This is a genomic window from Acetivibrio clariflavus DSM 19732, assembly GCF_000237085.1.
Taxonomy (GTDB): Bacteria; Bacillota; Clostridia; order Acetivibrionales; family Acetivibrionaceae; genus Acetivibrio; species Acetivibrio clariflavus.
This window is the reverse complement of sequence record NC_016627.1, coordinates 4,578,433-4,590,817: the sequence shown is the minus strand read 5'-3', so window position 1 is coordinate 4,590,817 and position 12,385 is coordinate 4,578,433. Positions and strand designations below refer to the sequence as shown.

Here is a 12,385-nt window from a genome sequence, read left to right as displayed (position 1 = left end):
AAAGAAATGGCAGGAATTGGATTTCAACTTAAAAGAATGATAGAAAAGGATACCGGCTTTATTCATAAAATAAGGTCTTATGGCTTAGCTGTCGTCTCACTTAATGGTCCTATGTTGTTGTGTTTGTTTGCAGTAACTATTGCAGGACTATTGCTTAGGAAGGATACCTACTCAACCATTCCGAGGGACCATATATTAGTTACTGTTACATATACTTTTATGCTTTCATCAATAACTACCGGGATATACTCCCTTATTTTGACCCGATATATTTCTGACTGTATTTATCAGAAGGAATACAAAAAAGTTATGGCTTCGTTTTATGGAGGAATACTTCCTTCAACTATTTTCAGCCTTTTAATTTCGGGTGCTCTTACTGTGTTTGCAAAGCTTCCGATTAAATATGCTTTTTGTATTTTGATTCTCCTTTCCATAGTAAGCATTATATGGCTGGAAATGATATATCTATCTGCTGCTAATGACCATACAGGAATAATAGCGGGATTCGCAGCAGGAAATATAGTAACGATAATACTGCTATTGTTTATTAGGCTTGTGTCGGTGAAGTATGAGATTTTTTACATATTTTTTTGCTTTATAGCAGGTTTTTTTGTAACGGCCTTGTTACTTTTGGTACAAATAAGAAATGTTTTCGGGGAGGAAGACAGAAGCTATTTTGAATGGTTTACATATATAAGAAAATTTCCCGATTTATGGCTGACGGGGATTTTTTATACCGTTGGGTTGTATTTTCCGTGCTTATATTACAGATTTACGGATGAAAACTATATTGTAAACGGATTTTTTACAGTACAGAAAGACTTTGATTTTCCTTTTTTCATAGGAGTTCTCAGCATCATTCCGGGATTGATCTTTTTTGTGGTTAAGTTCGAAACAGAACTGCATATAAAGTGCAATGAGTTTTTTGATGCAATTCTAAACTATGGAACTTATAACGAGATAAAGTTTTTTATGAGGAGACTTAAAAATACTGTATTGCTTTTTTTCTATAAGTTATGCATTGTGCAGTTAGCGGTCATGAGTTTGTTGATATTCTTCTCTTTTAAGGTGGGAAAAGGACCTTTTGCCGATTTTAAAACGTATTTTATACTTTGGATGTGTGTACTAGCTATGGGGTTTACTGTAATAATGTATGTGGTAAAAATAGTACTGCTTTATTTTGATGAGAGAAAATTTGCATATTACATATCGGCTTTTTATATGGTGTCAGTGATGTTTATGACCACACTTATTGGCAGGGATGGTTTGCCAGGATTAGGCTTTATGATTGCAAGTGCCTTTACTGTAATTATTGCGTATATATTGCTGCTGTTGTATTTGAAGGATATGAAAAATCAAGTGTTTATGATAAAATAGCGGGACTTGAAAATAAAAACAGAACCAGCAATTTAGCTGCTTCTGTTTTACATATTTGAACAATAAATATAACTTGCTAAAAATTATATTATTCAAAATACATTGTAAGCCTTATCATTTAAAATATCGATTTTAGGACTCCAATTCGTATCATTTTTAATTTTGCTGTTATCACCATAGATGTCCATTATTTCATCCTTCTTTATAAGCTTTTCGTCCACTAAGGGGAATAGTTTTTTGCTTGACATTCTGACAAAAGTTAAAAAAATATCTTCTATTGCTATTGATTTTCCGCTGCATACGTTATATATTTCGCCGGTTTTACCTTTTTTCAATACTTCCCAGTAGGCTTCAACCACATCTTCAATATGCAGAAAATCCCGCTTGGGAAATAAATTGCCTACAGTAATATAATCACCGTCTCTGGCTTTTTCAATTTTGTCTATAAAGTTTCCTATTGACAGACTTTTTGAAATACCTTTTCCGATGATGTTGAAAGTCCTTAACACATTGACGTTAATACCATAATTGTCATGATAGTATTTTGCAATATGAGTTTGAAAAAGTTTTGACAGCCCATAATAATTTACAGGATTATTACAGCTATCCTCCTTTATGGGCATATCCTTAACAATTCCATACTCTGCTGCAGAACCGATCAAAAGAACTTTTTTGACCTCAAGATTGTTTTCTACCAATATATCAAAAATATTCTTTGATATATTGGTATTTATATTGATATAATCGTTATATGTTGCACCGGAAAAGGTACCGATAAAGTTTATTATATAATTGGGTTTTAAATTAATAATAACATCTTCAAGTTCACTTTTGTCCAAAGGATTTAGCTTTATGTAGTCGCTGACCGAAAAATTGTTATTATGGACATCGGAAATATCTGTACCAATAAACTTGTATTCCTTGTCAAGTCCTTTGTCTTTAATAAATTTTTGAAAATAGAATCCTGTGAAGCTGTTCGAACCCAGGAAAAGTATTTTATCCATTTCGCAAAAATTCGCTCCTCTTTTCCCTAAATACATTTACTGCTTTTTCATAATCATCAAATTTTCCGATATCAAGCCAATCGTAGTCAGCGCGATAACAACCGATTCTCTTGTTATTTTCTTTGAGTTTGAGTATTAAATCCGGTATATCCATTTTTTCATTTTTAGGTATATATTTTACGATACTTTTATTGAACACATATATTCCCATGCTTACATCGAATTTGTAGGTTGGTTTTTCAATATAGTCAACAAAATTGTTATCAGAAGATTTTACTACTCCAAGGCTTATGTTCACTTCTTTTCTGTATGTGGATATAGTTGCATCGAAGCCATTCTGCTTATGAAAATCTATTAAATTTCCGAAATCTATAGTTGTCAATAGATCTGCATTCATAACTAAAAAGGTTTCTTCCAAGTTATCAATGATGGATAGGGGGCCAGCCGTGCCTAAAGCTTTATCTTCAATGACATAGCTTATGTTAAGACCTAGCTTTTCTCCCCGTTGAAGAAATGCCATCATTAAGTCTGCCAAATGATTTAGTGATACAATAATGTTTTTTATCCCGAAATATTTCAATTGTCGCATTATTACTTCTAAAATAGGCATATCATCTATAGGCATCAAAGGTTTTGGAATACAGGTGGTGAATGGTCTGAGTCTTGTTCCTTGACCACCGGCCAGAATTACAGCTTGCATATTTACTCCCCCTTATAAACTAAGCTTAATTAAACATTGTATATATCTGTTTTATATTTATCTAAATTATCTTTAAACCAAGATATTGTTTCTTTTAGTCCAGCTCTCAAATCGTATTTCGGTTGCCAGTTGGTAAGCTGCATTATTTTTTTGTTTGACCCCAACAGGCGGTCTACTTCACTTTTTTCAGGTCGCAGTCTTATCTCGTCATTGATTATTTTGGCGTCTTTATTTATTTGCAGCCTAAGTTCTTCAAAAAGATCTCCGATGGAAATTTCAACACCACTTGCTATATTTATCTCTTCGCCAATGGTCTTATCTGACTTGGCTATTTCAATAAAACCATTAACGGTATCTTTTACAAAGTTAAAATCTCGTGTTGGGCTCAAATTCCCAAGTTTGATTTCTGTCTTTCCGGATAAAAGCTGTGAAATTATTGTAGGTATAACCGCTCTGGCTGACTGCCTTGGGCCGTAAGTATTAAACGGACGTACTATAGTCACCGGAAGATCATAGCTTCTGTAAAAAGACTCCGCAATTCTATCGGCTCCGATTTTGGATGCGGAATAAGGCGACTGGCCCTGGAATGGATGTGACTCATCAATGGGCACATATTTTGCGGTACCGTAAACCTCAGAAGTTGAAGTTACAAGCACCCTTTCGATTGCATAATCTTTTGATGCTTGCAGAACATTGAGAGTGCCTTTAATGTTGGTATCAACGTAGCTTTCCGGTGCATAATAGCTGTAAGGAATAGCGATAAGTGCAGCAAGATGAAAAACACATTCCACGTTTTTAACGGCTTCTCTTACACAATTTGCATCGCGGATATCTCCCTGGAATATTTTTGTTTTTTCTAATTTTTCTTTCGGGAAAGTATCAATCCATCCCCAATTGTTAAATGAATTGTAATACACAAATGCAGTAACATCTGCACCTTCCTCTAAAAGTGCTTCGACGAGATGGCTCCCTATAAATCCGTCGGCACCGGTTACTAGTACTTTTTTGTTTTTTAGTTCCATTTTACTCCTCCTAAAAAAATCATAAAAAATTTATTAAATAATAGTTTATGTAAAGTTGAAAAAGATTGCTTATCTATAATATTAAAAATATTTAAACACAAATTTAAGTTAATATTATGTCAATATTAATGGTTTTGCCATACAACTGAGCCGACGAAAAACTATCATGGATAAATTGATGTTTCGTGGGATGGGGTAATAAAGTATAAAATAGATTTTTAACGCCAAAATAGGACGTATGTTAATTGGAATTCCACATTCTTATGGCTGTAATTATTACTGGAGAGTATAATTAAAGAATAGATAAAGCACTTCTATGTTTTTTGCAGCAAATTTACTACCGATTAATAATATAAACATGTGATATTGCTTTCAGAACTTTTGCCTAAGAAAGACTCAACTTTTACTAACCCAAATATTCAAATTATACCACCCCTAAAATAACAACAACTTATCAAATATAAAATATCTGCTTCTATATATTATCTATTTCTATTATTTTCTAATTATAATGAATACATAAAAAATTACTAATAATGTTTATTCAATAATTAGTCAAACCTGATTGTGTCAAAAAGAGGTCAGGAAAATAAAACACTACAATGCAAAAACGTTAAAAAATGTTAGTTATGTATCCTAAAATATTACATTATAAATTGTATATCCTTTTTCAAATTATGTCAATAGAACTAAATAATATTTTTTCTCATAAACCGGGTTAATTTAAAGATATAAAAATTAATTATGAAATGTACAAGGAAAAATTAATAGAAGATATAGGGCAGTTTCCTATATGTAGAAAATGCTTTTGGGAGCAATGCCCAATATTTTTAATGCTATTTATGAGATAAAAATATAGGGCTTTTATATTACATAAAAAAAAGATATAATATTTGTATAGTCCAGGTGTAAAATATAGAGAAATTTAGATGATATGGATAGGGGAGATGATTTTATGTTAAAAAATTTATTCCCAATTGCGTTATTTTCTTTTATATATATCTTTACGCCTTGTTTCAATGTGAATATAACTTCTGCTCAGGTTATAAACTATTATGTTTCACCTAATGGCAACGATAACAATCCCGGTACTTTTGAAAAGCCCTTTAAATCAATAAAAAAGGCATGTGAGATGGTTATGCCGGGGGGAACAGTTTATTTGCGGGGTGGAATATACAATGAGAATATTACAATTAAATCTTCCGGTTCGGAGCAAAAGGGTTATATTACAATAACAAATTATCCAGGAGAGAATCCCATTCTTGATGGCAGCGGATTGACAGTTCCAAATGAATACACTGGAATGATCTTTATCGAAAATAAATCTTTTATCAGAATTTCAGGATTAGAGATCAGGAATTATAAAACAAGTGCTGTTGATCCTGTTCCTGTAGGAATACATATACGTGGAAGTGCAAACAATATTGAGATTAAGAACAATAAGATACATAACATAGAAACAGCGGCAAAGGACAATAGGGTTGGCAACGCTCACTGTATTGCAGTGTATGGCACCGCATCCATTCCTGCAAAAAAAATTACTATAGAGGGTAATGAGATATATAACTGTAAGTTGGGGTCAAGTGAAGCTTTGGCCGTTAATGGTAATGTGGAAGACTTTCAGATAATAAATAATTATATTCATGACAATGATAATATAGGTATAGCGGTAATTGGATGGGAAAATACTTCATATACCGACGATCAGGCCAGAAATGGGATTATTGCAGGAAATACGGTTAGTTTCATATCTTCTTATGGAAATCCTGCCTATGGAAAAGAGTATTGTGCCGGTGGTATATATAGTGATGGAGCAAGGGATGTAATAATAGAAAGGAATCGGGTATACAATTGTGATATCGGTATTGAGGTAGCAAGTGAACATAAAGGAAAATCAACCAGCAATATAAGTGTTTTGAACAACATTCTTTACAATAATAATCTTACAGGGATTGCTTTTGGCGGATATGACAAAAACAGAGGAAGTACGATAAACTGTAAATTTATAAACAATACTCTCTACAACAATGACACTAAGAGGACAGGCTGCGGAGAAGTTTTGATGCAGTTCAGTACAAACGGCAATATATTCTGCAACAACATATTATACAGCGGGAATCAAAATTTGTTTATTTCCAATGTATACAAGGAGAACAACGGGAATATCTTTGATTATAATATTTATTATTCTGTTGGCGGAGCAGCAAGCTCTGAATGGATATGGAAGAATGAATATATACAGAGCTTTGATAAATACAGAAGTATTACTGGCAATGACAAACATTCAAAGTTTGTTGATCCACAGTTTATAGACCTATCTTCCGATTTGCCCGATTTTCATATTAAAGAAGGATCGTCGGCTATTAATGCAGGGGATCCTGCAAACTGTGCAGAGTATGACTTTGACGGAAATAAGAGAAATTCCTATCAGGGAGTTGACTGTGGCGCCTATGAATTTAGTCCGGTACCGGTTAAGAATAAAACATACACTTTAGCCGGTTATATAAAATGTAATGTGGAGACTAAATACCCGGAGATAAATAAAGGTATTAAAGTAGAAATCGTTCAGACAGGTGACTATACCTACACTGACAGTAACGGTTATTTCCAGCTGCCGAATGTACCGTATAATGATAAGGGATACTCTATAAAAATTAGTAAACAGACATATTTGACAAGGTATATAAATGATATGATTGTAGATAAGGATGTAGTTATTGGTTCAAAAGCAGCTCCTGTCATTTTGTTGCCAGGAGACATAAATATGGATGGTGCTTTGACAATAGATGATATTGGATTGATTTCTCAAAAACTTAATGCTGTTTCAAGTGACCTGAGTTATAGTCAGGTTATGGACCTTAACTTTGATTCGGTAATTAATCTTGAGGATATAATGATAATAGCAAGGAATTACGGTAAAAAGATATCCGATTATCCGAAAATTTTAGATTAGAAGTTTTAGATGAAGATATTGCAGAATATATGTCAAAATTAAACAATATTCAATATTTTTGTTTAGAAATGTATTGACATAAGATTACAAATAAACTAAAATAATTATAGATATTTGGCAGATAATATGAATATTTATATGGTAATGATTTGACGAAGGTTATTGGCTAATTGTTTTATTAATTAAAGTTAAAATAATTTTATAGATAAATTTAAAAAGATATAACTTATTAAAGATAAATATACTTTATATTGATATAACTTATTTAAAGCTTTTTTATAGGGGGGTAAATTGAATGAAAGTTCCAACTAACGAGGGCTATAGTTCGGAGCTCTTATATTCTCTTTTTAAACCTTGCAATATTTGTTGCCAAACGATAATCTATGACCTTTCTTGAGATAACGCAATAATTATTTTTTCCAAATCTAAATTTTATCGATTTTTTATACCAGCAAAAGATCTAGTTGCATGTGCAGAGTGCATGTGTGTAGGCTATTCTGCTTAGATTTTCTTGCATCTTTAGTATTATTCCTAAAAAGCAATGGACTCTCTGATGCAAATTATAGCATGCTATATTGTAAATTTTGGATATCCTGAAAGAAATGCTATTGGCATTAATATGAAGATTAAAGCCTTAAAGTTTTCTTGCGTATTAAATGTATTATTCTTACAATCTTAGAAAAGCATGTAATTGATATGATGAATAATTATCAATAGAAAAGTTCTATTTTCAATCTGACCTAATTTAGGATTTGACGAATTGTTTACATTATTTCATATTTTATTGAGTTTGAAAAGCTTTAAGAACTCTCTTGAGTTAGTATTGTATTTTTTATTTACATAAAAAATATCCAAACTAAGGGCACAAAAACATCAGAAAAATAAATTGTAATTAGGGGAGGTTATTATGAGACTAAGAAAAACCGTTATTTCTCTGTCTATGGTGTTTTGCATGCTATTTACACAAATTTCTGCAAACGCCGCCAATAGTAATGGCATAGCAACGGAGAATGGAAGAGTAAGAATTACAAAAGAAGTAAAAGAAAGGTTCAAAGCTTCCGCAAAAAAGCTAAAAGAAGTAGAAAAAGCAGCTATAAAGGGAATGGAACTGGAGAGAGAAAAGGAAAAGAAGGTTAAAGAGGAAGCAAATAAAAGCATTGCCTCTATTATAGCTGGGAAAACTGTTGATCAAGATAATTTATCAATCACTGAGAATTTTCCCGAAATTAAAGAACTAATGCCGTCAAACACTTTACTTGAATCTAAAAAATCAGAAAAAGCCTTAACAAAAGGAAAAGAGACAGAGAAAACTGAAAAGAAATCAGAAAAGCAGGCAAAAAGATCAAACTTTAATTTAAACAGTAATGAATCAGCATTATTTGCAACGGATACTGAATTAATCTTTTCAAATTTATTTATGCCATTAGTTTCGCAATTGGCAGTGGCTCCTGAACTTAAAATAGAAACATACAGCGGCAATCCAACCAATAGTATAAATAGTATTATGCCTAGATTTAAGATAACAAATACAAGCAAAGTACCCATTGAGCTTAAATATGTAAAGTTGAGATATTACTATACTAACGAAGAAGAAAAAGAGCAAAATTTTTGGTGTGACTATGCTGCAATATTAAATCCTAAGCATTCTCCATTAACCGGGGTGACAGGTAAATTTTACAAATTGTCACCAGCTACTCAGGATGCCAATTATTATTTGGAAATAAGTTTTAGCGGTGGTGTTCTTGAAGCAAATTGCTCGGCAGAAGTTCATACAAGATTCGCCAAAAAGGATTGGTCAAATTACATCCAAACAAATGACTACTCATTTAATTCAAGTAGTAGTTATATCAACTTTGATAAAGTGACAGCGTACATAAACGGGAATTTGATATACGGTACAGAACCTGAAATTAAACCGACATTGACACCAACTGTTACACCAACACCAACAAAGACTGCAACACCGATTATAACAGATAAACCAAGTAAGACACCAAAACCAGAAAAAACACCAAAACCAGAAAAGACACCAAAACCGGAAAAAACACCAACTGAAGTACCGACTCCGACAGAAAAGCCGAAAGATACACCAGCACCAACACCAACCAAAGTACCAATTGAGACACCAACACCGACTCCGACAGTAGTACCAACTGAAAGGCCAACACCGACACCGACAGCAGAACCAACCGAAGCACCAACGCCAACACCAACAGAAAAGCCGAAAGAGACACCAACGCCAACACCAACCGAAGAACCGATTGAGACACCAACACCGACACCGACAGCAGAACCAACCGAAGCACCAACGCCAACACCAACAGAAAAGCCGAAAGAGACACCAACGCCAACACCAACCGAAGAACCGATTGAGACACCAACACCGACACCGACAGCAGAACCAACCGAAGCACCAACGCCAACACCGACAGAAAAGCCGAAAGAGACACCAACGCCAACACCAACCGAAGAACCGATTGAGACACCAACACCGACACCGACAGCAGAACCAACCGAAGCACCAACGCCAACACCAACAGAAAAGCCGAAAGAGACACCAACGCCAACACCAACCGAAGAACCGATTGAGACACCAACACCGACACCGACAGCAGAATCAACCGAAGCACCAACGCCAACACCGACAGAAAAGCCGAAAGAGACACCAACGCCAACACCAACCGAAGAACCGATTGAGACACCAACACCGACACCGACAGCAGAACCAACCGAAGCACCAACGCCAACACCAACAGAAAAGCCAGTAGAGACACCAACAGTAGTACCAACAGAGACACCAACTCCAACGGTGACTCCGAAACCTTCCGGCAGTAATCTTCTGCTGTCAGATGGAATAACTCTTTCCGAAGGAGATTCCATTGCAGAGTGGGATTTAACATATAATGCAGACATAATAGTGGATACAACAAACTATATTTCGGGTAAGGAGTCTTTGAAAGTATCGTCCCAGGGCATGAGCGGAGTAGATTATTTTGTAATTGAACAGCATTCATTTAACCGTGATCTTTCGGATTTTGAGAACTTGGAGATTAATATATTTGTACCTGACGTTGCAAAAATCAGTACAGTAAGTATTGCATTCTTTTGTGATGAAATAAATTATTCATCTTACTTTACTACCTTCATTGGAAATTATCAACTTAGAAACGGATGGAATAAAATCAGAGTAGCAAGAAATGACTTTATTGCATTTGGTTCAAACGCAAATTGGAACGATATTAGAAGCATGAGAATTACTGTATCGACAAGGGCTAGTGATATATATGTTAATATAGATAGGATTGCATATAATGTTAAAGGTCTGCCAAAATTGATATTTACTTTTGAAGACGGATATTATTCTGTGAAATCAAATGCGTTCCCGATACTTAATGAGAAGGGATTTAAAGCAAATGTGATGCCTGTAAAAAGTATTACTGAGGTGGGAAGCGTAGCTTTCCTTGACAAATATGACCTGCATGAATTATATGCTGCCGGCTGGGATATAGGTAATCACACTGAATCTCATCCTTTAAGTATAGAAGGATATACCACTGAAGCTAAGGAAAGTGAGTTCTTAAATGCCCAAAACTGGTTAATTGATAACGGATGGACAAGAGGAGCATACAACGTTTATTATCCTTCAGGCTTCTATGACAGTGAGATTAAAGGAATAGTTAAGGCAATAGGTGCCAAAACTGCTATGTATACCGATTATGGAATCCAGGCAGTACCTGTTGAGGATATTTACAATCTGAGAAGTATATCTATTGGTGAGGAAGTATCCATTGAATGGGTTAAGAGTGAAATTGACAGAGCAATTGCAACTGGTTCCACAATAATTCTTAATGCCTTTAAAGTTGAGGACAATCCTGTTTTGGGATTTGAGATGTCTACACAATATTTTAGAGAACTTGTTGAATATGTTTACAGTAAGAGCAGCCAGAATTTGATTGAAGTTGTTACATTCAGTGAATGGTATAATGATTATATGGGACTTGACGATGAACCTGTAGTGCCTCCGACACCCATACCTACTATCGAACCTACTCCTGAACCGACATTTATAGAGTCCTACATACCAGTAAACGGAACTTCATTGCAGACTTCGGAAGGCATAATTATTGAGGAATTTGATGTTATAGATTATACTTACAATTTCAGAAGAGCAAAGGCTGAAATAAGCACTCATAATGTGTCCGGAAGCGGTTCTCTGAAGTTGACATCACAGGTTCCGGATGGCGGATTTAACTTTACATTGGAGAAGCGATATACCTATGGTCTTGATCTATCATCTATGAAGAACATAGAATTTAACCTGTATGTTCCGAATGCATCGGAAATTACTGCGATAAGTGTTGGCATGTATACCGATAACATATATTTTGGCAGTTATTTTGTAAATTATATTGGTGCATATGAGTTGTACAGCGGTTGGAATAAAATTGTAAGGAGAAGCAGTGATTTTATTTCGGTAGGAAGTTCGGACTGGAGTAATATTAAGAGCATAATAATAACAGTTTATGCGAAAGAAGGATTCAGACCGTCTATATATCTTGATAAAATTGCATATAACATTGAAGGAAAATCAAAACTTCTATTTACCTTTGATGATGCTTGGCATGATGTATTGACTGAAGCAAAACCAATAATGGACGCAAAAGGATTTAAAGGAACTTTATGGGTAACTTATGAACTTGCAACAGGTGGCGAACCTGAATACTTGAATCCGGATGAGCTAGACTATATGTATAAAGAGGGATGGGATATCGGTAACCATACCAAAGGTCATTTTGACGATATTACAGTTCTGTCAGCTGAAGAAAAACGGGAGGAATACCTATTCTGTCAAAACTGGATTTTGGAAAATGGATGGACAAGAGCGGCCCATCACGTATGCTATCCTCAGGGAAGCTTTGATGAAGAACTTATTAAGATACTGCAAGAAATAGGAGTTAAGACTGCAAGAACAACTCTTACAGGAATACAGCCTGTACCTGTTGAAAATATTTACAAACTTAAATGTATACCTGTAGGTAAGGACTTATCGGTTGATTGGATAAAGAATGAAATAGACAGAGCTGTTGAAACAGGTTCGTCAATAATGTTTATGCTGCATCAGGTGGAGAAAGTTCCTGTAGAAGTTTATTCAATTTCAACAGAGTCCTTTGCAGAAATCGTAGATTATGTTGATAATTATGTTAAGCAAGGAAAACTTGAAGTTCAAACAATCAGTGAATGGTATGAGTCATATATCAATTAATTTTATAAGTTTGATTAATTATTAAAATAACTTTGGGGAAGGTAAAATTTATATTTACCTTCCCCT

At 34.4% G+C, this 12,385-nt stretch carries 6 protein-coding genes; 3 read left to right on the top strand and 3 right to left on the bottom strand.

All coding sequences use genetic code 11. From position 1 onward, the window contains the following. Positions 1 to 6 precede the first annotated feature (6 nt). Positions 7 to 1,377, top strand: coding sequence for an exopolysaccharide Pel transporter PelG (pelG, locus tag CLOCL_RS19345; RefSeq protein ID WP_014256898.1), 1,371 nt, complete (start codon positions 7 to 9; stop codon positions 1,375 to 1,377). Positions 1,378 to 1,469: 92 nt separating this feature from the next. Here pelG and CLOCL_RS19340 read toward each other — a convergent pair whose 3' ends face one another. From CLOCL_RS19340 to CLOCL_RS19330, 3 genes are read right to left on the bottom strand one after another with little or no spacing between them, the layout of a single operon-like run. Continuing rightward, the gene (locus tag CLOCL_RS19340) at positions 1,470 to 2,381 is read right to left on the bottom strand and encodes an NAD-dependent epimerase/dehydratase family protein (RefSeq protein ID WP_014256897.1); all 912 of its coding nucleotides are present in this window, start codon (positions 2,379 to 2,381) and stop codon (positions 1,470 to 1,472) included. Next, positions 2,374 to 3,081: a sugar phosphate nucleotidyltransferase gene (locus CLOCL_RS19335; RefSeq protein ID WP_014256896.1), complete on the bottom strand. Its 708-nt coding sequence runs from the start codon at positions 3,079 to 3,081 to the stop codon at positions 2,374 to 2,376. Before CLOCL_RS19335 ends, CLOCL_RS19340 begins: the two co-directional genes overlap by 8 nt. A 29-nt stretch (positions 3,082 to 3,110) precedes the next feature. After that, positions 3,111 to 4,103, bottom strand: a complete 993-nt coding sequence (locus CLOCL_RS19330; protein WP_014256895.1) for an NAD-dependent 4,6-dehydratase LegB — start codon at positions 4,101 to 4,103, stop codon at positions 3,111 to 3,113. Between the two features lie 955 nt (positions 4,104 to 5,058). Here CLOCL_RS19330 and CLOCL_RS19325 point away from each other — a divergent pair. Further along, the gene (locus CLOCL_RS19325) at positions 5,059 to 7,056 is read left to right on the top strand and encodes a right-handed parallel beta-helix repeat-containing protein (protein WP_014256894.1); all 1,998 of its coding nucleotides are present in this window, start codon (positions 5,059 to 5,061) and stop codon (positions 7,054 to 7,056) included. A 907-nt stretch (positions 7,057 to 7,963) separates the two neighbouring features. Then, entirely contained in the window at positions 7,964 to 12,319 is a 4,356-nt protein-coding gene (locus CLOCL_RS21875; protein ID WP_014256893.1) for a polysaccharide deacetylase family protein, read from the top strand. Positions 12,320 to 12,385 lie beyond the last annotated feature (66 nt).

Excerpts from the sequence above, each read along its gene's own strand:
- pelG (WP_014256898.1), top strand. The coding sequence starts at position 7 with ATGGCAGGAATTGGATTTCAACTTAAAAGAATGATAGAAAAGGATACC.
- CLOCL_RS19340 (WP_014256897.1), bottom strand. The coding sequence starts at position 2,381 with ATGGATAAAATACTTTTCCTGGGTTCGAACAGCTTCACAGGATTCTAT.
- CLOCL_RS19335 (WP_014256896.1), bottom strand. The coding sequence starts at position 3,081 with ATGCAAGCTGTAATTCTGGCCGGTGGTCAAGGAACAAGACTCAGACCA.
- CLOCL_RS19330 (WP_014256895.1), bottom strand. The coding sequence starts at position 4,103 with ATGGAACTAAAAAACAAAAAAGTACTAGTAACCGGTGCCGACGGATTT.
- CLOCL_RS19325 (WP_014256894.1), top strand. The coding sequence starts at position 5,059 with ATGTTAAAAAATTTATTCCCAATTGCGTTATTTTCTTTTATATATATC.
- CLOCL_RS21875 (WP_014256893.1), top strand. The coding sequence starts at position 7,964 with ATGAGACTAAGAAAAACCGTTATTTCTCTGTCTATGGTGTTTTGCATG.